Annotated in this window: 15 protein-coding genes; 6 read left to right on the top strand and 9 right to left on the bottom strand. The window is 56.3% G+C overall.

The genetic code is table 11. The annotated features are described in order from the left end of the window. Positions 1-17 precede the first annotated feature (17 nt). The 3 genes from ACO07T_RS07755 (at position 18) to ACO07T_RS07745 (ending at position 4,681) form a co-directional block, all read left to right on the top strand. Entirely contained in the window at positions 18-2,234 is a 2,217-nt protein-coding gene (locus ACO07T_RS07755) for a GumC family protein (protein WP_422048914.1), read from the top strand. Positions 2,235-2,289: 55 nt separating this feature from the next. After that, positions 2,290-3,447, top strand: coding sequence for a polysaccharide biosynthesis/export family protein (locus ACO07T_RS07750; protein ID WP_422048913.1), 1,158 nt, complete (start codon positions 2,290-2,292; stop codon positions 3,445-3,447). A gap of 520 nt (positions 3,448-3,967) precedes the next feature. Further along, positions 3,968-4,681: a sugar transferase gene (locus ACO07T_RS07745; protein WP_422048912.1), complete on the top strand. Its 714-nt coding sequence runs from the start codon at positions 3,968-3,970 to the stop codon at positions 4,679-4,681. Positions 4,682-4,918: 237 nt separating this feature from the next. Here ACO07T_RS07745 and ACO07T_RS07740 read toward each other — a convergent pair whose 3' ends face one another. From ACO07T_RS07740 to ACO07T_RS07710, 7 genes are all read right to left on the bottom strand, one after another. Further along, positions 4,919-5,956: a hypothetical protein gene (locus tag ACO07T_RS07740; protein WP_422048911.1), complete on the bottom strand. Its 1,038-nt coding sequence runs from the start codon at positions 5,954-5,956 to the stop codon at positions 4,919-4,921. An 8-nt stretch (positions 5,957-5,964) separates the two neighbouring features. After that, positions 5,965-8,691 carry a Hint domain-containing protein gene (locus ACO07T_RS07735; RefSeq protein ID WP_422048910.1) on the bottom strand — a complete coding sequence of 909 codons (2,727 nt, stop codon included), beginning with the start codon at positions 8,689-8,691 and terminating at the stop codon, positions 5,965-5,967. A 486-nt stretch (positions 8,692-9,177) separates the two neighbouring features. After that, the gene (locus ACO07T_RS07730) at positions 9,178-10,962 is read right to left on the bottom strand and encodes a methyl-accepting chemotaxis protein (RefSeq protein WP_422048909.1); all 1,785 of its coding nucleotides are present in this window, start codon (positions 10,960-10,962) and stop codon (positions 9,178-9,180) included. A gap of 235 nt (positions 10,963-11,197) precedes the next feature. Then, complete coding sequence (locus tag ACO07T_RS07725) at positions 11,198-12,085, bottom strand: GNAT family N-acetyltransferase (RefSeq protein WP_422048908.1); 888 nt, start codon at positions 12,083-12,085, stop codon at positions 11,198-11,200. Positions 12,086-12,294: 209 nt separating this feature from the next. Beyond that, entirely contained in the window at positions 12,295-13,959 is a 1,665-nt protein-coding gene (locus ACO07T_RS07720; RefSeq protein WP_422048907.1) for a Dyp-type peroxidase, read from the bottom strand. A 9-nt stretch (positions 13,960-13,968) separates the two neighbouring features. Next, positions 13,969-14,958 (bottom strand): hypothetical protein, encoded by a 990-nt coding sequence (locus tag ACO07T_RS07715; protein WP_422048906.1) that lies wholly within the window; start codon positions 14,956-14,958, stop codon positions 13,969-13,971. A gap of 12 nt (positions 14,959-14,970) precedes the next feature. Then, entirely contained in the window at positions 14,971-15,615 is a 645-nt protein-coding gene (locus ACO07T_RS07710) for a hypothetical protein (RefSeq protein WP_422048905.1), read from the bottom strand. A gap of 369 nt (positions 15,616-15,984) precedes the next feature. Here ACO07T_RS07710 and ACO07T_RS07705 point away from each other — a divergent pair, with 369 nt between their 5' ends. Together ACO07T_RS07705 and ACO07T_RS07700 are read left to right on the top strand one after the other, a co-directional pair. Beyond that, entirely contained in the window at positions 15,985-18,774 is a 2,790-nt protein-coding gene (locus ACO07T_RS07705) for a bifunctional aconitate hydratase 2/2-methylisocitrate dehydratase (protein ID WP_209087894.1), read from the top strand. A 317-nt stretch (positions 18,775-19,091) separates the two neighbouring features. Beyond that, positions 19,092-19,796, top strand: coding sequence for an NAD(P)H-dependent oxidoreductase (locus tag ACO07T_RS07700; protein WP_422048904.1), 705 nt, complete (start codon positions 19,092-19,094; stop codon positions 19,794-19,796). Between the two features lie 52 nt (positions 19,797-19,848). Here ACO07T_RS07700 and ACO07T_RS07695 read toward each other — a convergent pair whose 3' ends face one another. Together ACO07T_RS07695 and zapE are read right to left on the bottom strand one after the other, a co-directional pair. Next, the gene (locus ACO07T_RS07695; RefSeq protein WP_422048903.1) at positions 19,849-20,760 is read right to left on the bottom strand and encodes a LysR family transcriptional regulator; all 912 of its coding nucleotides are present in this window, start codon (positions 20,758-20,760) and stop codon (positions 19,849-19,851) included. Between the two features lie 134 nt (positions 20,761-20,894). Next, on the bottom strand, positions 20,895-21,965 hold the full coding sequence (zapE, locus tag ACO07T_RS07690; RefSeq protein WP_422048902.1) for a cell division protein ZapE: 1,071 nt from the start codon (positions 21,963-21,965) through the stop codon (positions 20,895-20,897). A gap of 138 nt (positions 21,966-22,103) precedes the next feature. On the opposite strand from zapE, the gene ACO07T_RS07685 reads away from it, so the two are divergent. Next, complete coding sequence (locus ACO07T_RS07685; protein WP_422048901.1) at positions 22,104-23,342, top strand: MFS transporter; 1,239 nt, start codon at positions 22,104-22,106, stop codon at positions 23,340-23,342. Positions 23,343-23,475 lie beyond the last annotated feature (133 nt).

Raw genomic sequence — 23,475 nt, 5'->3', positions numbered from 1 at the left:
CTGCACGGAGATTGAATGTGAATACGCTTGGCAACGAAGACCTGGGCACGGAGCGCTCCTACATCGTTCGACCCGCATCCAATGCAAAGGGCGATGAGGTTGATCTGAGCGAGTTTGTGCACTCTTTGCTGCGGCGCAAATGGCTCATTTTAGGATGCTCCTTCGCTGTCGCGGCGTTGTTTTATGTGCTGACTGCGCAGATGACGAGCTACTACACCGCGCGCGCCACATTGATGCTGGACCCAAGGGATACGCAGATTTCGACTTCGCAAGCGCTGGTGTCTGATTTGCAGTTGAGCAATCCGATCTTGGACAGCGAAGTCGCGGTCATTCAATCCAATCAGTTGCTTGAACAAGCCATCAGCAGCATTGGTGTGGACCGGATTGATGCGCTTTATGCCGAGGCCAATGCGCCGCTGCCGCCGTTTTCCTGGTTTCGCTCACAAAAGCCCGCGTACAGCTCAGAAACCGACAACACAGCGGAGGTCGACGCGCCACCTGCGCTGATCCCGCCGGAGCGAGTGAAGATGAACCGGGTGTCGTCCCGCATTCGCGAGGGGCTTTCGGTTCGGCGCGTGGGTCAGTCCTATGTCATCGAGATCCTGTCTGAAACGGTGGATCCGCAGCTCTCCAGCCTCATGGCGAACAATCTCGCCAATGGCTATATCCAGCAGCAAATCGTCAACCGGCGCGAGGCGGCGCTGCGTGCGACCACATGGTTGTCCAATCAGGTGGAGGCGCAGCGCACGCAGGTTGAACGCGCCGAGGCGGCGGTCGAAGACTTCAAGAGCGCGCAGATTATCAGCGATGGGGCTTCAAGCGATATCGTGTCTCAGCAGATGATTGAGCTCAATGATCAACTGGCCCGGGTGCGCGCGGAAATTGCGGCAGAAGAGGCGCAGGTTCAGCAGATCGAGGCGGTGTTGCAGGGAGACGGTGCGCCCGCTGTTGGCGATCTTTTGTCCTCGCCTCTCTTTGCGACCTTGCGGGAGCGCCGGCTGGTTTTGCTGCAAGAGGACGCCAATCTCGCAACGCGTTTGGGGGAAGAGCACCCAGAGCGGCGACAAATTGCTTCGGTGATTGCGCAGCTGGATGCGGAAATGACCGATGAGGCGCGCAAGGTTATTGAGGGCTTTCGTAATGATGTGCGCATTCTGGAGTTCCGCGAGCAGGCGCTGCTGGAGAACGTGAGCGAACTGGAGGCCAAGCTGGCCGCTATCTCGCGCTCTTCGCTTGAGCTGCGCCAGCTGGAACGCGAGGCAGATGCGCTGCGCGGCACCTATGAGGATTGGCTGGCCCGTTTGAGCGAGGCGCGTTCACAGGTCGAATTGCAAAGTGCCGAAGCCTTTTTGATCAATGCTGCGAAAATCCCTTCAGGTCCGTCTGCACCGCGCCCGAAGCTGCTGACCGCCTTTGGCGCGGTCTTAGGATTGGTGATCGGGTTGATCGCCGCGCTTGTACTGGAAACCAGCAGCCATGGGTTTGCGCGCAGTGCGCAGCTGGAAGCGGCGCATGGCTTCCCGGTGTTGGGCAGCCTGCCCAAAGGTAATTGGACTGGCCCCGGAGAGATCTTTGCCTCTCTGGCAGATGATCCTTATTCCTTGTTCAGCGAACGCTTGCGGCAGCTGCGGGAAACCTTGCTCAGCCGAAAGGAGAGCGGGACATCGCACAGCTATGTTCTGTTGTCTTCTGTGCCAAATGAAGGGAAATCAACTGCGGCTCTGGCGCTGGCGCGGATGTTTGCGATTTCCAACCGCACTACGATCCTCGTGGATCTGGATACGCGCCAATCCGCGATCTACCGCGAAGCCAATCTGACAATGGAGCATGACCTTGGGGATTTCATCGCCGGGCGAGTGTCGCTCAGTCAGGCCATCATGCGCGGAGGCTCTCTGAATTTTGATGTTCTGGGCAGTTCCTCCTCCAAAGGCATTTTGTCTGATGCGGTGAAACACTCTGAACTTGTTGAGTTGGTGGAAACGCTGAAGCGTCACTATGAGATTGTCATCATTGATGCGCCGCCGGTGCTCGCGGTGTCCGATGCGCTGATGGTGGCAGGGGTGGCGGACAGCCTGTTGTATCTGGTGCGTTGGCGTAAGACGCCCAAACGTGCCGTTAAAATGGGGCTGACACATCTCGCCAGTATTGGGGCGCGTCCGGAAGGCATGGTTTTGACCATGGTCTCCACACAGCAGGATCCCGACTATTATGTGAGGCACTACAATTATGGTTAGAGCGAGTGCATGCGCGCTGGGCCTGTGGGCCGCGCTTTTGAGTTCAGGCGCCAGGATGGCCAATGGAGAGAGCTACAAGCTGGTCATTGGCGACCGTCTACAGGCGAGTTTGCTGGGAGAGTCGCAACCCATGACCGGCACCGTTGATCTGGATGGGCATCTGCGTTTCGCAGGGCTGGCCCAGTCGCGTGTCGCGGGACTGACACTGGAGGAAGCCGAGCAAGCCCTTGAGAAAGACCTGCAGGCGGCGGAGCTTTACGTCAATCCGGATATCAGTCTGGCGGTTGTGAGCCATGCGCCCATCGTAATTGTCGGAGCGGTGCAGCGCCCAGGCTCTTTTGATTTCCTGCCACAATTGACCGTGGAGCTTGCGCTTGGTTTGGCAGGCGGCGTTTCGCTGACAGACTTGAGTGATGATCAGCGGCAACTGCTTCAGGCAGATGCCGAAGGACAACTTCGTGCGGCGGCCCTTGAAATTGTGCACCAGACAGTCCGGATGGCGCGCTTGGAAGCGCAGTTGGCGGGCAAGTCGGTGCTTGCCGCAGAAGATGTCGATCCGCGCGAGATGCCAGTCGCTTTGCCAGAGATCATCGATGCGCAGCTCGGGTTGGAGCAACAGCTGCTGAGCACCTTCATTGCGCAGGGGAGTAAGCAAGACGCACTTTGGGATCAGCATCTCAAAGAGCTGCAAACGGAAATCGCTCTTTTGTACAGCCGGATTGAGATTCAGCAGGACGTTGTGCGGAGTCGGGTGGAGGAGTTGGAGGACACCAGATCTCTGGCGGAGCGGGGTCTGCAGCGCGCGACCATTGTCACAGCGCAAGAACGTCTTGAGTCCGAGGCACGCGCGCGCATCTTGGAATTGGAGGCGCAAAAATCGCGTGCGCAAAGTGACTGGATTGCTGCATCCCGCGCGCAATCCAACTTTCATGACCAGCGGCGAATTGAAACGCTGGAAGCCTTGCGGAGCGCTGTGCAGGCCCGCGATGGTCTGCGGCAACGTCATGAGAATCAGCGCCAAAGGTTGGCTGTGCTCTCCTCAAATGGGGTGATTTTGGGGTCCGCCAGCGATCTTTTGGATATGAACTACGTGATTTTGCGTAGAACAAACGCCGGAATCGAGCGTTTGGACGCGACACGTGACACCGTCGTTCTACCAGGCGATGCGGTGATTGTTTCCGCTTTGATAGGCAATGCTGCAAACGACTTTTGAGTGTTGATATTTTGGGCGCTGCAGCTGCACTGAATCCGGTCTTGGAAAACACGTTTATTGTGAACTCCCTGAAGGAAATACGCCAATAAATGAATGCCTGCGTCTCGATGCCCTCCCAAATGAGGGGATGTCATAAAGGGCGCAAATCCCCTTGTTTTACGAGAGATTCATACGCTTATTTCGCAGGTGGTATTTGTTGGAATGCTTTGTGTAAGTATATGTCGTTTATGCGTATTTTCTAAATTTAACTTGAGGACAAATTCACTTTCCAATTCGCTAAATGGCGCAATCTAATTGTGCGTGAATTTCAGGGTGATTTCTTTTTTATGTAAATTAGTCAGGTTTTCCTGACTAACGCGCGGCACCAAAAAATGGAGAATCAATAAATCTCTGCAGTGCAGAAAAGCCACGAATATAGATAAGTTAAAAATTTACTTACAATCAGAATCAAACTACTGTTTATCCAATACCTAAGAATACTTTTCGCTATTTTTCGTAAGTTCTGTTTTGAGTTTTGGTCATGAAAGATATTGTGGAAGAACGATTTTTGTTCGCCCGACAGAGTTTCACTCGCTCTGATGAAAGATCAGCCACCAAGGCTACTGTCAGCGCTTCGGCAAACCGGTTTTATCGCCGTGCTGGTAAGCGTGCCTTCGATGTTATCCTGGCCTTGATCATGCTTCCGGTTTTGGCGCCGGTCATTTTTTGCCTTTGGGCTGTGACGCGTCGCGACGGCGGCAGTGGCTTTTTTGGCCATGTACGTGTCGGAAAAGACGGTCGCAAATTCAAATGCTGGAAAGTGCGCACAATGGTTATGGGGGCAGAGGAAAAGCTCCAAGCCTATCTGAGTGAAAATCCGGAAGCGGCAAAAGAGTGGTATGAAAACCATAAACTGACTGATGATCCGCGTATTACAAAGTTTGGTGATTTTTTGAGAAAAACCAGCTTGGATGAATTGCCGCAGATTTGGAATGTTCTGGTCGGCGAAATGAGTTTTGTCGGGCCGCGTCCTGTTGTTCAGGATGAACTTAAGAAATACGGTCACGGCGAAGAATTCTACCTCGCTCAGAAACCGGGTATTACGGGTCTTTGGCAGGTATCCGGTCGCAATAGCGTTTCTTATGACGACCGTGTGGCTATGGACTACGAATACCTGCAGCGCATGAGCATGGGATTTGACATCCGCATTGTGCTTAAGACGTCGCAAGCAGTTGTCAAACGCACTGGGTGCTAATCAGAGCTCAGCGCAGGCCGTGAGGTTTAACAGTCGGAAATTTCTTTTGGCAAAAAGATCAGAAATGCGCGCATGCATTTGGGATCTAATTTCGAAGACCCAATTTAAGTAACGAGTTCAATTGGTTTGAATACCGTCGCTAAACTAAAATAAGAGCGCAGATGGGGGCGTCTGCGCTCTTATTCCTTTGAGAGGTTTTTCGTTCCAGTAAGCGCATATGAAATGCACTTTCATATGTCAGGCAGCCGAGCCTCGGGCGCCCTGGAGCTGTTCGCGGATCTGCTCAAACATTCTCACGAGAGGCCAGGTTTCTTTCTCCATCGCTGCGAAGGTCTCGCCACGCAGCAGCAGGGCCTGAACCATCTCCGGATGCGCGCCAACGCGGTCTGACCTGTCGATCTCCTGCCGGGTGTACCAACGGCGTCGTTTGATCAGGTGACGCCCGATGCGGCGCGTGCGTAGCGCGATCAGGAGGGTGGTCATCAAATGAAACCGGCGCAACACAAGTGGGGCGGCCAGCCCGTGATATTCTTCGATCCGCGCGACAAAGAGCGGGTAAATGTCGGCAAAAGACAGCGCATGATATTCGTCGGCTGCCAACCAAGCCAGATCTTCAAAACCTGAACCGACAAAACTGTCCTCAAAATCAAACCAGCCAATTGTGCCTGATGGTGCGACAGAAGCGTTTGCGAGCCGGTTGTCCCATTTCAGAAAGAACGCGTCTGTTGGCGCAAATTCGATTGCAAGCTTGTCGGGATCGTATCCGTTAAGCGTCAGACCAAAGACCGATGCCGTGCGAATGGGGCCGTCACAAAAATACTGACGCTTCGCATTGTCCTGAAACAGCACAGGCACCTCAGCTTGAGGCAAGGGGCGGCCGATGTGCATTTGATAGTTGAAGACCGAAACAATGGCGTCGTCAAACAGCGCCTTTTGTTCAGCGGGACGTATGGCGCCGATCCGATTTGCGAGACTCACCGGGCCCATATCTGTCTGAAACAGAAACCCTTGATGCTCCCCAATCAGTTGAGGGAAATGATCTGTGCAGGGGGCGACATGCTCCAAAATGCGCCGCTCCCGTGCAGCGCCTTTGGTGTTGTCCCGTCGGGACACAATCACCGTTTGATCTTCCAGATACATCCGAAAAACCGCCCGGTCACGCCCACCCGGGCAGCTGGCTTTGATCACCGGCTGCCCGAGGAGTTTTTCTGTGGCCGAGATGAGGCTTGCAACCTCAACTCCACCGACACGGTCCACGCTGTGCGTGTCCTTCATGGCTTACCTCACTGACGGATTTGAACGTCGGCGGAAGTCGTCACTTTGGGATCCACCAGCGCTTTACGGTTCCGCTGCATGCGCTCCAAGAATACCCGCAGCTCTGCGCCTTTTGGTGTGGCGCGCGCGATCATCGGAATGCCATTTTCCCCGCCGGTCTTGAGCTCCGGGAAGATGGCAAAGATCTCGTCCCGCGCCTCCGGGGAAAGGGACTTAAGCGCTTCGGTGCCGGTGAAGAGGGTTTCGGTCACAGTGCCTTCCGACCAGACCAGCTCGTGGTTCTCGCAGAGGAAGTGATAGTAGGACACGCCATCCGGGTTGTCCTCCACCACATCAATGCCTTTGAACATGGTCAGCTTCTTGGCGGCGATCAGCACCTCACTTTTGCCAAACATGCGCTCGGCAATTTTGGAGCTGACAAAGATCCGGTGCTGTGGGCTGACCACCAGGTCACGCTTGGGCATGTCCGGCCCCAAAGCGCCGGCAGAGATGCGCACGGGCTTCAGGTTCGGGTGCTTTTCAAGCTCCTCCGCCGAGATATGACGGTTGCCGATCCAGCGGATAGGCTGCGCGCCGTTGTCCTTGGTCATCACCTTGTCGCCAACCGACAGGGTCTCAATGGCGACCTCGCCTTCCGAGGTTGCGATTTGCGTGCCGCGGGCAAAGCAGACAACGGTGAAGTTGATCTCTTCGAAGTTCTCAAAGGAGATATTGCCAACTTGGCCGCTTTCGTCGCCATCGGTGATCCGGTAGGTGCCGCCTGGCGACACATTCGGAACATTGCCGTCCAGAATGTCGCGCAGCGTGGGCTGGCCCGGGCCACCAAAGTTGATCGCAGCGCCGTTGTTGGGGGTGAACACCCCGGAGGCACTGTTGTCAAAGCCCGTGATCGTTGACACGTCGGTGACATTGGTGGTCAGCGTAATGGAGTCATCATTTGCAGTCTCATCTGCAACAAAATGCTCGACCTGATTGACCGTATCGCGTGAGCCCTCGATCAGTTTGTCGATGTGACCGTTGCCACCATCGTCGATGAAGGCATCAATGTGCTCATCCGCAGGGTCGGCGCTCTTGTAGGTGTCGCGGCCAAGACCGCCGACGATGCTGTCGCTGCCATCGCTGCTGACAAAGGTGTCGTAACCTTCGTTGCCAAACAGGGTGTCATCCCCATCGCCACCATCAAGCGTGTCATTTGCGGCGCCGCCATAAAGCGTATCGCTGCCGTCACCGCCTTCCAGATAGTCGCGGCCGTCGCCACCGGAAACGACGTCTTTGCCGTCTCCGCCAATCAAGATGTCATCACCGCCGCGGCCGTCAATCACATCGTCGCCGTCCGCACCTTGAATCACGTTGGTACCATCGGTACCGGCAAGCGTGTCGTCACCGGCGCTGCCGATTGCGTTTTCAAAGTTGGTGGCAGTTTCCGTCGTGCCATCGCTTAGACGAGCTGTGCCAGCCTGCAGGTCGAGGTCGACGTTTTGATCGGCCGAACCAAACGCACGTTGGAAGCTGACCGTGTCGATGCCATCGCCACCGTCCATGTGGTCAGTAGAGAAGCCACCGTCCACAGTGTCGTTGCCACTGCCACCTTGGATGTTGTCGCCACCCCAATGGCCGTACAGGCTGTCATTGCCCGCGCCGCCGTCGATTTGATCATGTCCTATGCCACCATCTACGGTGTCATTGCCAACGCCGCCATTGACGGTGTCATTGCCGTCGCCACCGAGAAGCGAGTCGTTGCCATCGCCGCCGTCCACATAGTCGTGGCCTTCGCCCGCATCAATCGTATCATTGCCCGCCACAGACGGGGTTTCGATAACGGATACGTTATCGATTTTACCATCGCTGCCATTGCTGTTACCGGTCGCTGTTGTGTTGGTAATGCGCAGCGTGGTGTTTGGAGTTGTTGCAGTAAAAGTAAAGCTTACATGCTCTGTCGTGCCGTCTTGTACCGCGACGGATTCAGAGGAAATGACATTGCCATCTGCGTCGAGAACATCAATGCGGAAGCCATGATGCGCGACACCTGAGTGGTCTTCAAACAGGTCCAGAGAGACTGTGTGCTCTGCGCCAATATTTGTTGCGAAGGTCTGTTGAATCGCATCGCCTGGGGCGCGGCCACCCTGATTGAACTGTGCACGCCCGCCGCCAACAAATGGCGCCACGCCATCATTGTTTTCGTCTACTCGATGCCAGCCGGAGCTTGAGGAGAAATCCCCATTGGTGATCAGATTGCCGGTGTTTCCGGTCTGGGTGTCCCCATAGATGCGGTCATTTCCAGAGCCAGCGAAGATGCGATCGCTGCCGCCACCGCCGAACACCGTGTCATTGCCCTCACCAGCATAAACCGTGTCGTTGCCTTCGTTGCCCGCAACCACATCGTTGCCATCGCCACCGTAGGCAACGTCATTGCCTGCACCCGCATCAACGTAATCATTGCCATCACTTGCGTTGACTGTGTCGTTGCCGCCGTTGGCATAGATGATGTCATCATTGCCTGCTTCTCCGGGGAGGCGCGCATCATTGCTATCTACGCGGTCGCCGTCGCCATCGGTGAAGCCAGGGAAGATATTGTCGCTTCCGTTGCCGCCGCGTACGACGCCATCGGGACCCAGAGTGAGGGGGGCGAGACCGCCGCCACCGCCGCCGCTACCTGATCCGCTGCCGCTGCCGCTCCCGCGACCACGACGTCCACCTGACCCACTGCCGCTCCCGCTACCACTACCGCCTGACATTTCAGCACCTCCTTAAGTCTGCGCGCGCAGAATGCATAGTTCTCTGAGAGCTAACCCCAGATAGATAAAAGACTTCTTAAACGCACATGAGAGGATGCCAGCGAGGGCCGTTTCGTAAGTCCCGTAGCACAACGGATATTCTACCCGATGCTTATTTGCGAACCGACACTACCTAGAGTGTGAGTGCGCACCAAGCAACGAGTTTGTTATGAAAGCGTGAACTTACTTGAACAAAGTCCGTAGTCATCCCCAGTGTCGTCATGGGGCACGAAAATGCCCTTCATTTGTGATAAAATTAGGACGCGTGCGGGACCTCTTCGTGTCTCAGGTGTGTCTTTTCGGGCAACGGAGAGACGGGATTGCCTTTATTGGCAGAGATCTGGGCGCGGCGGTGGTGCGTAGTTGCCAGAACGCGGCGATGCGATCTGAAGGCGCTTCATGTGAGCTCACACCGAAAAAGGTGCAGATGAAGCGCCGTCAGGCCTGTTAAGCGGCGATAGTTTCTTCGGGGGGCACAGCTGATTCGGTGCTGTCAATCTGGAAGAACGAGACGATTTCCGACAGGGTTTCAGCGTCATTGCTGAGCACCTGGCTGGTTGCGGTGGCTTCTTCCACCATCGCAGCGTTGCGCTGGGTGACTTGCTCAAGTTGAGATGTGCCGCTGTTGATTTCGGCGAGATTGCTGGCCTGCTCCACGGCTCTGTCTGACAGCTCGGACACCAACTTGGAAATGTGGTTTACGCGGTCGGCAATGCCGTTGATTGCAGCGCCCGCATTGCCCACAAGCTCCACGCCTTTGTCGACTTGCTGCGCACTTGCAGAAATGAGGTTTTTGATCTCCATGGCGGAATCCGAGGACTTTTGCGCCAAAGAGCGCACTTCGGAGGCGACCACGGCGAAACCACGACCCGCATCGCCGGCGCGGGCGGCTTCGACACCGGCATTCAGCGCCAGAAGGTTGGTCTGGAACGCGATGTCATCAATGACGGCGACGATCAGCGCAATCTGGCTCGAGCTGTGCTCGATTTCGGTCATGGCGCTCACCGCGTTCTCAACAATTTGGCTGCTGCTCGCGGCTTGCGCGCGCGCTTCGTCCATTGTCTGGGCCACATTGGTTGTCGCATCAGCCGCAGCGGACACACTTGCCGTCATCTCATCCATGGCGGCGGAGGTCTCTTCCAAGGTGGCAGCCTGGCTTTCAGTGCGATGGGCCAGATCCCCGGAGGAATGGCTGATTTCCAGAGCGCCGGTGCGGATGGAGGAAGAGGCATCCTTCATGGAGGTGATGGTATCAGAGAGACGTTCAACAAGTTGGTTGAAGTCGGCGCGCAGGGTTTCATATTGGCCAGCGAAGGCTTCGTCGATGGAAACGGTGAGATCCCCGCGAGACAGCTGGTCAATGTTTTTGCTCAGTGTTTCGACAACATGGCTCACCTCCTGAGCTGCGCGCTCTCTTTGCGCGGCTTCTGCGTGCGAGGTGGCCTCAATAGCGTGTTTCAGGTCGGTTACGGAGTGGGCCAGTTGGCCAATCTCGTCGCGGCGGTTCAGCATTGCGGCGTCAAGCTGCCCTTCGCCTTTGACCATCTGATTGAGGACACCGCGCAGCTTTCCGAGTGGACTGCTGATCGAGCGGACCAGAAAGGCCCCGACGGAGACGCCAAACAGGGTAAACACCACAGTTGCGATCACAATGATGCGCATGGTGCTGTCATAGGAGCTCTGCGTTTTGCCAAAGTAATGCGCCGCTCCTTCGATATTGGTGGCCAGCATGGTCGCGCTCAGGGTGCTGATATCTTTGTACAACGCTGCGAATTCAGTTGCGCTGAGTTCGGCGGCCAATTCATCATTGTTGCTCTGGCTGAGCTGGATGATTTTGTCATTCAGGCTCAAGAGCAGCGTGGCTTTGCCCATCAGCTCTTGGAAAGCTTGTGTTTCCAGACCCGGATCAAGCGTTTTCTCAAAGGCCTGCATGCGCTCTGTGAACTGCGCAGTTGCCTCTGCCATCTCCGCCTCAAGTGCGCGCATCGCGGCATCATCAGGGGCGATGATGTGGGATTTCTGGGCGATGAACAGATGGCTCAGCGCAGAGTCGGCCACGCCCACATTGATGGTGCTCGTGAAGTAGTTTTCGTAGATTTCCGACACACTCTCTGAGACCTGCTCCAGAGATTTCACATAATAAAAGGCGAGGGACGCGAAGGCGATCAAGAGGGTGGCGAAGGCTGCGCCGATCTTAAACGAAATTCTGGCGTTTTTTGCGACTGAGAGCATAGCGGGTTTCTGCGCTTACATTGTTGAAACTGGAGCCGCTGTAGATGGATTTTGTTATTGGGGGTTTAATTTTGGGCGCTTTAAACGGCCATTCTCAGACCTCAAATATCGCAAATTGTTTGAATTGAATCCGAGAATTTACGAATTGAATTCAAAAGTGCAATTTGCTCAAGGATTTGGCCCGATTTGCTTTGAGGCTCGTTGATGTCATCTGCAGGCTTGATTGGCCGCCTGCTTATTTCATCAGGTTTTGGTCCAGCAAACTCAGGGGGCGCAGCATCCCGCGCATGGGCGGCCACCAGAGCCACGTGCCGCCGAGTGGGCGCATCGTTGCACCGGTTCCGAGTTTGAATCGGGCGAGGCCTGCTGCGGAGCCTTCGGTGGAGGCAACGCCCAGATCGAGATGCAAAGCCCCTTTGGTGGCCAGCCAGCACATGCCTTGCCACATCAGCAGGTTATGTGCGGCCAATGAGCGGCCCAGAGCGGTGCTATGGCTGATGTGATAGGTCGCGCTGTGCCCATGTCGCAAAAACAACATCGCAGCGACAGGGGTCTTGCCGGAGAAAGCGGTGAAGAGCTTGGCACACCCAGGGTTTGCCTTGGCATAGGCCAGCGTGAGGGCATCGGGCCAGCCGTTATAGCCGCGCTCTTTCTGCTGGGCCTGGTTTTGTTGCAGCAGCCACTGATCAGGTTTCAGTGTCATGTTCTGCCGTGTGATACGCAGATCCTGCTGTTCGGCAAAGCGCAATCGATTGCGCCACTTTTGATGCAGTTGCGCGCGGAGATCACCCTGCAAAGACAGCTCCGCGATGTGCTGCGGGGTCATCACCGGAACCGCGCCGAGCTTGCCCAGCCACGGGGCGGGCTGATCGGGGTTTAACACCAAGAGGTGTTTGTGGAGGCTGCCGCCCTTGATAGGTTTGCGGATCAGCACGGCTAGGGTGTCTAGGGAGAGCTGAGCGCGGGGGAACATTGCCACAGACACACCCGCCAATTTGCGCCGCAGCACCAGCGTACCATCCTCCAGAGCGGAGGTTTGCGTCTTGGTCAGCGCCAGAGCCTTGCGATATTCATCACTTTGCTGAAGCGGGGTTGGCGGGAGGTCTGGGCAAGCATCAAACATGCGGCCATTAACGCATCTGAAACCTAAATCATGGTTAATAAACTCATGAGAAAATCAAAACAAACCCCCGTATACGGCCAGACCGCACCAAGCGCCAAATGGACGAAGGCGGCGGCCCTTCTGTTGGCCACAGGACTTTCTATTCCTGTGTTTCTGGTGCTTTCGGTGATTGAATGGCTTTGGCTCTGACCCCGCGCCACGTCGCGTATTTATGTTGGGTCCACCACGCCCATAGCAATGAGCCGCAAGGCGGTCATTGAGGGCACAAAGAAATATTCTCCGCCCCGGCACTCCACAAAGGTTTTGAGTTTGGACATGATGTAGGGCGGCTTTCCGCATTTCGGATCCGCCGGAATGGTATGGCGTTTGTGGGTGCTGTGATCGCCCAGCATCGGGCAGGTGTTGTTGCCTTGGTTAAAATCCAGCCCGTATTGCACCCACTGCTGCTGCACAAACTCAAACTGACGAAACAGGCTTGCTCCCATCAGGATCATGGCGACGCCCTGTTCAGTTTCATCTGTATTTTTGCGGGCATCTGAGCTGCCGTAGGGCAGGCCACGACGCAGCACGCGGCGCCGTTTGTTGAGCGCATGGGTGGCGTTTTTGTTGGGGTACGGCATTCCTTCGGCATCAACGCCGTTCTGATTGAGCGGGTCGAGATAGTCGCGCGTGTTCATGCGCCGAATATGTGCGCCGCCGGGCACCTTGTAGCCCGGCATGTCATCTGCGTAGCGAAAATCTGAGGCGCAGGGGGAGCGCAGGAAAGCCATTTGGTTTTCAAGCGCTTTGACCGGATCAGGATCGTCAAAACCGCGCCCTGCCTTAAAGGCTTGCCAGCCCGCAAATGTGGGGTGTTTGGCCAGCGGCACACCGTCAGACCAGCGGCCACACATTTTGGCCATGAGCGTTTCACGCGCTTCTTCTTTTGGGACCGACATCACCTTTGCGAAACGTGCGCTTTCCGTCTCCAGCACCTCATTGAAACTGCTGACGTTTTCATGGAGCTTGCGAAACGCCATGAAGGTGCCGTTGTGTGAAAACTCAGGTGGCATAGCGGCAGGGGGCAACTCCTGACTTTCGTCAGGGTGGCCGAGAATAAACTCTCCGGTGGCGATGGGCGTCCATTTGCCATCCATGCGCTTGCCGCGCCCGATCACCCGATCAGGCATGTCTTCGGGGCGGTACTGCCCGTCAAACACCGGATCACCGATGCCGTCTGCAAAGCCAAAATGCTCTTTGGGTGTGGGCAGTACGACATCGCCGTGGGTGTCAAACACCGCATTGGCTTCCAGATAATCCGCCCTGCTATCACGACCGGCATTCAATATGCGTACACCGCCACTTGAGGTCTCGCACAGATCGCGCAGCCACTGGGTGCGTGTCTCAAGGGCGGGGGAGGGATCAGCCTTACCCGGTTGCGCAAGTTGCGCGTTCAGAGAAATCCAGATGTGCACATCCTCAGCCCCTCCGCTGCCGGGAGCGCGGTTTTTTTGCCAGATGGGATCCCAATGTGCATCCCATTCCGGATCGTCCTGCGCCACCTTTGTGGTGTCACGATCGCCCAGAACAAAGGCGCGCGCCTTCATGCCATCGGCGAACTCAAAAGGCATGCCTTTCAGCGTGCGCGTGGGCACTTCCAAAGCGAGAAGCCCCATGAAACTGAAAGCAACATTGACCGTGCAAGCGGGCTTTTCGGCCTCTTCCGGCCAGCGCGCGCCTGTGGTGACAACTTTGCGAAGCGCGTCGACAAACTTGCGCCCCTCGGCAGCCTTGTTGATATGCAGAAAGAAGTAGCGGGCATACGGGAAGGAATACCGGCCATAAGCGCGGATCACATTGCCCTGAATGTCATGCAGATTGAGGGTGCGTGCCATGGGCTGTCCTTATGGTTTTGGGGCGGCAATTGTGCCGGGGGGCTGTGTTGGCGCGGTCTTGTTTGCCGGCTGATGGGCGGCGAGAAAGGCGCCAAACTGCGCGTGGAGTTCTTCGGGATCTGCCCCTTGGGTGTCGACCGCGAAATCCGCGAACTTCTGCTGCAGATAGAGCGCCTTAAGCACCGATGGCAGATCGTCATATTCTGCGGGTGGCAGAGGTTTTTTCCCGTTTTGGCACACGTACCAGACCGCTGCCGCGGCCATGAGGACTGCCGCGAGCAAGCCGCCAATAAAGGCCCAGAAGGTGCTGATAGGTAGAAGCGGCATGTCCATCACACCGATCAGGCGCAGCAAAAGGCCCAAAAGTGCAAAGAGCAGTGGGACAGCGACCAAAGCAATCAGGCGACGCAGGGGCAGGTGGTGGAAGTCGGGCAGGTTGAGGTAATAGTCATGAAACGGCATGGTCGTTTCGACGTGGCACTTGTCCAGATAGAGCGCGAAGTCGTCAGCGGACTGAACGCCATCAAAGCCCTCACAATTGCAATAAACCGCGCGCAATTCGGCTTCCATGGTGTTCCAGAGCGTGCGGGCATAAGCGGCGCGTACCTCTTTGTGCTCCGCGCGGGAAAGCTCTGCGGGCAAAGGGGCGCCATCTTCTGCTATCGCGTCAATGTCGGCACAAAAAACCACATACGATGTGTTCAGGCGGTCCACATGTTGCGGATCAATCGGGTCTCCGCGAAAGCGTTTGCCCACACGTCCGTTGTAAACCGCGTCATTGAGCACAAACATACGGGCAAAGTGGGTGCGCGTGTTGCGCGCAAAGGGGCTGTTTTTGCCGCTTTTCTGCGTGGCCGGAGATTGCAGCGCGGGTGGCATTTTTGCCAAGGCGATGCGGGCGGTTTGCGTATATGAGGTGTGGGTGTGCTCGCCGGCGGCGCTGTCGCGGATAGGAGCGAGCGTTGTCAGGAAATAGTGGCCGCTGTCCAGATCTGGCATTGGGGGCGCTCCTCACGCATCATTGGCGACATAGATGTTGCGGTTCAGATCCGCGCGTTCGGTGCTAAGGCTGGCGACAGGGCCAAAGCCCACATCGCCCAAACAGCCCTGAACCCGGCTCATGGCCTCCCGAAAACTGCGGGCAAAGACTTCGGGGCTCTCCTCTGCGTAGATCGTTTCCAGGTGCAGGAGCGCGTCATAGACCTTCAGCGCCCCTTTGATGTCACGCTGCGCGGCGCCGGGAGTGGCGTTGTAGTAGTAATCCGTGCCGATCTGATTGTGGGTGATGTAATCTTTGAAGGGCGTGACCGGTATCGACAGCGGGTATTTCGTGGCGGAAAACCAGAACAGATCAAGCCCGCTGGGAATGCCATCGGAAAAGGCGTCGATATACTGGTCCCAGGTCCCGTTGAAATTGGAACAGAACAGAACGTAGTCGTTTTGCAGATTTTGCGGGCCTTGCCCGAGATCCGGCCAATCTTTGGGTTTGATGATCACCCAGCGGGCAAAGTGAATGAGGGACAGGCCCAAAAGCCCGGCCAGACGTTCGGGTAATCCCCGGGCCGCCATGAAAAACAATCGGTTGAGCCATGTCAGCTTGGGGCTGCTGGGGGTGACGACATTCATGGCATACGCCTTGCCGGCAACATTGGTCATAAAAACCTCGACCTAAATAACAACGCACATAAAAATATTTTCTCAGACTAAGCCAATTGAGACGGTTTGTTAACGGAAAAGGCGGAAAAATTTGGGGTGTGCTTTGGTCGCATCCGCAAGATGTGACGGAGATGGCCCTATATGGTATGCGTTTTCGCAGCCATGTGGCAGGTGACCGATTGCTGGGCTTCAGATTCCGGCCAAATGGCCTAGTTCACAACGCGTTTTAAGCATATTGTCGTTGGTCTGGACCTTGTAACCGAGGTAAGCTTGGTATACATCGGCATACAAAGAGCGCTTCAGGGCGCGCTGATCTTTGTCAGCACCCTGTGCTCTCGCTTCTTCTAACGCTTACTCGTCAGGATAGCCATGAGCCTTTATACGGATTACCTAGCTGAAATCGAAACGCGCAAAGAGCAGGGTCTGAACCCCAAGCCGATTGACGCGGGAGACCTGGTTGCCGAATTGATCGAACTGATCAAGGACACCGGGAACGAGGCGCGCGAAGGTGCGCTTAACTTCTTTATCTACAACACACTTCCGGGCACCACGAGCGCTGCTGGTGTGAAAGCGGAATTCCTCAAAGAGATCATTCTTGGCGCTGCTGATGTGGCCGAGATCTCCCAGGAATTTGCATTTGAGCTGCTTTCGCACATGAAGGGTGGCCCTTCCGTGCGCGTGCTGCTGGATCTGGCGCTGGGCGACGATGAAGCCATCGCGAAGCAAGCCGCAGAAGTTCTGAAGACTCAGGTGTTCCTCTATGACGCGGACCAGGCGCGTCTCAAGGAAGCGCTGGACGGCGGCAACGCAATCGCAAAAGACCTGCTGGAAAGCTACGCCAAGGCAGAGTTCTTCACCAAGCTGCCTGACATCGACGAAGAGATCGAGATCGTGACCTTCATCGCGGCAGAAGGTGACATCTCCACCGACCTGCTGTCTCCAGGTGCCGAGGCACACTCCCGCGCGGACCGTGAACTGCACGGCAAGTGCATGATCACCGAAGCGGCACAGAAGCACATCGAAGAGCTAAAGCTGCAGCACCCTGGCAAACAGGTCATGCTGATCGCTGAAAAAGGCACCATGGGTGTGGGCTCTTCCCGTATGTCCGGTGTGAACAACGTGGCGCTCTGGACCGGTAAGCAAGCCTCCCCTTACGTGCCATTCGTGAACTACGCGCCGATCGTGGCGGGTACCAATGGCATCTCCCCGATCTTCCTGACCACTGTTGGCGTGACCGGCGGTATCGGTCTGGACCTGAAGAACTGGGTGCGCAAAACCGATGAGGATGGCAACCCGATCCTCAACAACGACGGCAACCCGATCCTTGAGCAGAAATACTCTGTTGAGACCGGCACGGTTCTGAAAATCAACACCAAAGACAAAAAACTGCTGAGCGAAGACGGCGAAGAGCTGGTGGATGTGTCCTCTGCCTTCACCCCGCAAAAAGCCGAGTTCATGAAGGCTGGCGGCTCTTACGCGATTGTCTTTGGTAAGAAGCTGCAGACATTTGCCGCAGAAGCTCTGGGCGTGGAAGCAACACCTGTCTTTGCGCCGTCCAAAGAGATCACCGCGGAAGGCCAAGGCCTCACTGCTGTTGAAAAGATCTTCAACAAAAACGCATTGGGCTCCACGCCGGGTGCCACTCTGCTGGCAGGTTCCGACGTGCGCGTGAAGGTCAACATCGTTGGCTCTCAAGACACCACTGGCCTGATGACCATGCAGGAACTGGAAGCGATGGCGGCGACTGTTGTGTCCCCAATCGTGGATGGTGCCTATCAGTCTGGCTGTCACACCGCCTCTGTGTGGGATGCAAAAGCGCAGGCCAACACGCCGCGTCTGATGCAGTTCATGAACGACTTTGGCCTGATCACCGCGCGTGACCCCAAAGACGTCTATCACTCCATGACAGACGTGATTCACAAGGTGCTGAACGACATCACCGTGAACGACTGGGACATCATCATCGGCGGCGACAGCCACACCCGTATGTCCAAAGGCGTGGCCTTCGGTGCGGACTCCGGTACTGTGGCTCTGGCGCTTGCGACCGGTGAAGCCTCCATGCCGATCCCGGAATCTGTGAAAGTGACCTTCAAAGGTCAGATGGCTGATCACATGGACTTCCGTGATGTGGTGCACGCCACTCAGGCGCAGATGCTGGAGCAGCATGGCGACAACGTGTTCCAGGGCCGCGTGATCGAAGTGCACATTGGCACGCTGCTGGCAGACCAAGCCTTCACCTTCACCGACTGGACCGCAGAGATGAAGGCGAAAGCCTCGATCTGTATCTCCAACGATGAGACCCTGATCGGCTCTCTGGAGCTGGCGAAATCCCGCATCCAGATCATGATCGACAAGGGCATGGACAACGAAGTGAAGATGCTTCAGGGCCTGATCGACAAGGCGGATGCCCGCATTGCCGAAATCCAGTCTGGTGAGAAGCCAGCACTGACCCCGGATAGCGACGCGAAGTACTTCGCCGAAGTAGTGGTGGATCTGGAACAGATCGTTGAGCCAATGATCGCCGACCCGGATGTGAACAACGCAGACGTCTCCAAGCGCTACACCCACGACACCATCCGTCCGATCAGCTACTACAACGCTGAAAAGAAAGTGGATCTGGGCTTTGTGGGCTCCTGCATGGTGCATAAGGGCGACATGAAGATTGTGGCTCAGATGCTGAAGAACCTCGAAGCGGCCAATGGCAAAGTCGAGTTCAAGGCACCGCTGGTTGTGGCCGCGCCGACCTACAACATCATCGACGAGATGAAGGAAGAGGGCGACTGGGACATCCTGCAGAAGTACTCGGGCTTTGAGTTTGATGATCTCTTCCCGAAACAGCAGGCTCGTACCGAGTATGAAAACATTCTCTATCTCGAGCGTCCAGGCTGTAACCTCTGCATGGGCAACCAAGAGAAAGCTGCGAAGGGTGACACCGTTCTGGCGACCTCGACCCGCCTGTTCCAAGGCCGTGTTGTGGCTGACCTGCCGGAGAAGAAGGGTGAGTCTCTGCTTGCGTCCACGCCGCTGGTTGTGCTCTCCGCGATCCTCGGCCGCACACCAACGCTGGAAGAGTACAAAGAGGCGGTTGAAGGCATCGACCTGACCAAATTCGCTCCACCGCTTCAGGTGCCAGCGAACGCGAAGTCCGCACACTTCTAAGAAACACATCGACGGGCAGCATCTGAAAAAGGTGCTGCCCGTTTTCTTTTTCAGGCACTAATGCGATATGCATGCAAATGCCTGCCGAGCGATTTTCTCGCCTCTCAAGCCTCTCAAAATCAAATGAATTTGATGGGTTAGCACCCTTTTGCCGATACGCAGTTCGTTGCGTTATCCCTTGATTTACGTCTTTCCGGCAAAGTGTAATTCACCCGTTAATTATATGCGAAACCCGAATTCTCTTTTGTGACTCGCCTCAGTTTTTGTCAGATCACGCTTCTCATATCTGAGCGCCATCAGATTTTTGGAGTGAAGACATGAAAGACATCACTGACACCACCCGCATCCAGGCCGAAATCCTTGAGGCCTTCAACTTCCGTCACGCGACCAAAGTATTCGACGCGGAGCGCAAGATTGATGACGCCTCTTTTGAGACCATACTGGAAGCCGCGCGCCTGTCGCCAACTTCCTTTGGGCATGAACCGTTCAAGATCGTCATGCTCCAGAAGCCGGAAAACCGTGAGCTGTTCCGGGAGTTCTCCTGGGGCGCCAATGGGATGATGAACGGCAGCACCGGCCAGCTGGGCACTGCGAGCCACTTCGGCATCATTCTGGCGCACACCGAAGAGACCATGACGGCAGGCTCCGATTACCTGCAGAACTTCTACCGTAATGTGAAACAGCTGCCTGAAGAGGTAATCGAGATTTTCAACGGCGCTTATGGCAAGTTCCAATCCGACGATCACAAGATCAGCAGCCCGCGTGAAATTAGCGACTGGGCGGGCAAGCAGGCCTATATCGTGCTGGCAAATATGATGACGACAGGCGCGCTGATGGGCATCGACTCCTGCCCGATCGAAGGCTTTGACATGGCGCAGACCGCAGAGGTGCTTGAAAAGCACTTTGGCATCGATCCAAAGCTCTACAAACCGGCTGTGATGTTTGCCTTTGGCTACCGCGCAAATGAGCCTGAGTTCGGCAAGACCCGCCGCAGCATGGAAGACACTGTAAGCTGGTTCTAAAGCCGGCTTTGCCGAAGCACTTTGACTGCGCCCCAAAACCCGGGGCGCGGTTTTATACCGGGGTCTGCCAGACCGGGGATTTGCCGATCTCTTCGATCAGAAAATCCATAAACACCCGCACCTTGGCAGAGAGTACATTGGTTTTTGGGTAGATCATCCAGAGCACTGAGCCATCTGCCACCTCATGATCGGGCAGCACGCGCACAAGCGCGCCGGACTTCAGCTCCTGATGCACGCTCCAGACCGGATTGCTGGAGATGCCAGCCCCGGCAATGGTCGCCAATTTCTGGCTGAGGCCGTCGTCCAAAATCACCCGGCCTCGCGCTTTATGCGGGTCAAAACTCCCGATCTCCCCATCACGACGGCGCAGAGGTTTGGCCTCCTGATCAGCAAAGGCAATCAGTTCGTGTGAGAGCAGATCCTCAGGCGTTTGAGGGATGCCACGTTTCTCAAGATAGCTGGGGGCCGCGCAGAGGATGCGGTGGTCATTGGCCAGTTTGCGCCCTTTGAGGCTGGTGTCCTCCAGCGCAGAGTTGCGGATCGCGAGGTCAAAGCTGCCCTCGATCAGGTCAAACCGGCTGTCAGAGAGGCGCAGATCCAGCGTGATGCCCGGGTATTGCTCCAAAAACTTGGGTAGGATCGGAGCAATGTAGAGCTGTGCAAAGGTGCTTGGCGCGGTGAAGCGCAGCGTGCCCGTAGGCATGGCCTGACCTTGGCCCAAAGCGGCCAGTGCGGCTTCCTCCTGAACAAGGATTTCCCGCGCATATGGGAGGAACTCCGCGCCTTCTAGTGACAGGGACACCTTTCGAGTGGAGCGGTGCAGCAGGTCGGCCCCAAGGGCGTGCTCAAGCTTGGCAAGGCGAGCGCTGGCAACGGCAGGGGCCAGACCAAGTTCCCGACCAGCAGCGCTGATGTTGAGCTTGTCGGCGGCGAGCACAAAAAGGCGGAGGCTGTCAGTATCCATGGGCGCCTCATTGCATGGAAGGATGGAACGATCCAACCAGAATTGAGCGGTTTTTCCCTAAGGCGCAATGGTTAGGTGACCAAAGGGCGCAGTAAGGGGATGACCTTGTTGCCGCTACGCCTCTTGTTTTTGGCTTAGTTTTCCGGCTCTTGGCCCCACTCCGCGTCTTGCATTTCACGTAAGCGGGAAGCGGTGCGTTCAAACTCAAAGGTGCCTTCCCCCTCAAGATAGAGCATCTCAGGTTCTGCTGCGGCAGAGCAGATCAGGCGAACGCGGGCCTCATAGAGGGCGTCGATCAGGGTCACGAAACGCTTGGCTTCGTTGAAGTTTGTGCGGCTCAGGGCCGGGATGTCTTCCAGGATCAGAACCCGCACCGCATTGGCGATGGCCAGATAATCACCGGGGCCAAGCATCTTGCCGCAGAGATCAAAGAAGCTCGCCCGTGCCACACCATTGCGGAATGCAGGTAAAGTGACTTCACGGCTTTTGACCGTAAGCACTAATGGCGCGGCGTCGCCGCCGGTTAGATCCTCCCAGATGCCGCGGATTTGCGCGCGGGCCTCGGTGCCAGCCTGAACAAAATAGACCTGATTGCCCGCGAGACGGTTTTGGCGGTAGTCGGTTGGGCTGACCAGCTCCCACACCCGCAGTTGTTCCTTGATGATCGCAATAAAAGGCAGAAATAACTGACGGTTGAGACCATCCTTATAGAGATCATCAGGCACGCGGTTTGAGGTGGTGACAACCACCACACCTGCCTCAAAGAGCTGTTCAAACAGGCGGCCCACAATCATTGCGTCGGTGATGTCGGTGATCTGCATTTCATCAAATGCGAGCACGCGCACGCTTTCTGATACCGCTTGGGCCACGGGTTGAATGGCGTCCTCAACCCCATCAGCGCGGGCCTTGTGCATGGCCTCGTGGATTTCTTGCATAAAGGCATGGAAATGCACGCGCCGGACGGGGACAGTGAGGCTTTCGACAAACAGATCCATTAGCATGGATTTGCCCCGACCAACGCCGCCCCAGAGATAGAGCCCCTGCACGGGGTCAGGTGTGGATTTGCGGAACCAGCTCTTTTTGACCGGTTTGCTCACCTCTGCGCGGATGCGCTCAAGCTCTGGCAAAACGGCGGTCTGGGCGTCGTCAGGCGTGAGGATGCCTTCGGCAACCTTGGCGGCGTAAATCTCTGGCAAGCTTGTCATATTATCGGGTGTAGCCAATCACGGGGCGGAGGAAAAGTGGCGTTACATTGACAGGCGTGATGTGGGTGCAAACAAATGCTGAATTGCCTGTGTTGTTTAAACTGTGCAGTATCTGCTCTACGCAACAGGAGAACCCCCATGCCGCAGAAGACTCCTCTTATGACCCCGGTGTTGATCGTGGGCTGTATCATCATTCTGGTGAGCTTTGCCATTCGGGCGAGCTTTGGGGTGTTTCAGATCCCGATTGCCGATGAGTTTGGCTGGTTGCGCAGTGAATTCTCTCTGGCGATCGCCATTCAGAACCTTGCCTGGGGGATTGGTCAGCCGTTTTTCGGGATGATTTCCGAGAAGATGGGCGACCGGAAAGCGATCATTTTGGGGGCTGTGACCTATGCGGCGGGGCTTGTTCTGTCGTCTTTCGCGGTCACACCCGAAGCGCATCAACTCTATGAAATCCTTGTGGGATTTGGCATTGCAGGTACGGGGTTCGGGGTGATCCTGGCGGTCGTGGGGCGGGCCAGTTCGGACGAAAACCGCTCTATGTCACTGGCGATTGCCACGGCTGCAGGGTCAGGTGGCCAGGTGTTTGGGGCACCGCTGGCGGAGTGGATGCTGGGCTTTTTGAGCTGGCAGGAAACGTTCCTTGTTTTTGCGGCGGTTATTCTGGCGGTGCTGCTGCTCTTGCCAATGATGCGGGCGCCTGCGGCACCTAAGGCGGAGCTGCAGGAGAGCATGGGGGCGATCCTGATGAAAGCCTTCCGGGATCCGTCTTACACCTTGATTTTCCTTGGGTTTTTCAGCTGCGGCTATCAGCTTGGTTTTGTTACTGCGCACTTCCCTGCGATGATCACTGAGATGTGCGGGCCGATTGCGCCGGGGAGCATGTTGGCGGGGTTGGGGATTTCGACCACCTCGGCACTGGGCGCGGTGGCGATTTCGCTCATTGGTCTGGCCAATATTGGAGGCACTTTGCTGGCCGGTTGGTTGGGCAAGCACTATCAGAAAAAGTATTTGCTGGCAGGGGTTTACACCGGACGTACCCTCGCGGCGGCGATGTTCATTCTGATGCCGATCACGCCGACGACGGTGGTGGTCTTCTCGCTGGTGATGGGTTCCTTGTGGCTGGCCACCGTGCCGCTGACCTCTGGGCTGGTCGCGCATCTTTATGGGCTGCGCTATATGGCGACGCTTTACGGAATTGTCTTTTTCTCTCATCAGCTTGGCAGCTTCTTGGGTGTCTGGCTGGGCGGGCGTTTGTATGACCAATATGGCGACTACACGGTGGTGTGGTGGCTGGGGGTGGCCATCGGGGCGTTCAGCGCGATTGTGCATCTGCCGATCCGCGAAAAACGCGAGCCCGTTGCGTCCGCGGCCTAGGGTGCGTTAACCATAAATCGGGACGTCGGTATTGCGTCTGTATCGCGGCTGTATTGCGGAGGTGCGAAATTTGGCGGCGAAAAAAGGTTACCCAACCGCGCGTTGCGTCGTCAAACAGAGGCCCTGAGAAGCA

Origin of the sequence: Shimia sp., assembly GCF_965227725.1 — a bacterium.
Taxonomy (GTDB): domain Bacteria; phylum Pseudomonadota; class Alphaproteobacteria; order Rhodobacterales; family Rhodobacteraceae; genus Shimia.
The sequence above is the reverse complement of the archived record's forward strand: the minus strand, read 5'-3'. Positions and strand labels throughout refer to the sequence as shown.

Bases quoted from the DNA above. Each gene is read 5' to 3' on its own strand.
- ACO07T_RS07750 (WP_422048913.1), top strand. From the start codon at position 2,290: ATGGCCAATGGAGAGAGCTACAAGCTGGTCATTGGCGACCGTCTACAG.
- ACO07T_RS07745 (WP_422048912.1), top strand. From the start codon at position 3,968: ATGAAAGATATTGTGGAAGAACGATTTTTGTTCGCCCGACAGAGTTTC.
- ACO07T_RS07740 (WP_422048911.1), bottom strand. From the start codon at position 5,956: ATGAAGGACACGCACAGCGTGGACCGTGTCGGTGGAGTTGAGGTTGCA.
- ACO07T_RS07735 (WP_422048910.1), bottom strand. From the start codon at position 8,691: ATGTCAGGCGGTAGTGGTAGCGGGAGCGGCAGTGGGTCAGGTGGACGT.
- ACO07T_RS07730 (WP_422048909.1), bottom strand. From the start codon at position 10,962: ATGCTCTCAGTCGCAAAAAACGCCAGAATTTCGTTTAAGATCGGCGCA.
- ACO07T_RS07725 (WP_422048908.1), bottom strand. From the start codon at position 12,085: ATGTTTGATGCTTGCCCAGACCTCCCGCCAACCCCGCTTCAGCAAAGT.
- ACO07T_RS07720 (WP_422048907.1), bottom strand. From the start codon at position 13,959: ATGGCACGCACCCTCAATCTGCATGACATTCAGGGCAATGTGATCCGC.
- ACO07T_RS07715 (WP_422048906.1), bottom strand. From the start codon at position 14,958: ATGCCAGATCTGGACAGCGGCCACTATTTCCTGACAACGCTCGCTCCT.
- ACO07T_RS07710 (WP_422048905.1), bottom strand. From the start codon at position 15,615: ATGACCAATGTTGCCGGCAAGGCGTATGCCATGAATGTCGTCACCCCC.
- ACO07T_RS07705 (WP_209087894.1), top strand. From the start codon at position 15,985: ATGAGCCTTTATACGGATTACCTAGCTGAAATCGAAACGCGCAAAGAG.
- ACO07T_RS07700 (WP_422048904.1), top strand. From the start codon at position 19,092: ATGAAAGACATCACTGACACCACCCGCATCCAGGCCGAAATCCTTGAG.
- ACO07T_RS07695 (WP_422048903.1), bottom strand. From the start codon at position 20,760: ATGGATACTGACAGCCTCCGCCTTTTTGTGCTCGCCGCCGACAAGCTC.
- zapE (WP_422048902.1), bottom strand. From the start codon at position 21,965: ATGACAAGCTTGCCAGAGATTTACGCCGCCAAGGTTGCCGAAGGCATC.
- ACO07T_RS07685 (WP_422048901.1), top strand. From the start codon at position 22,104: ATGCCGCAGAAGACTCCTCTTATGACCCCGGTGTTGATCGTGGGCTGT.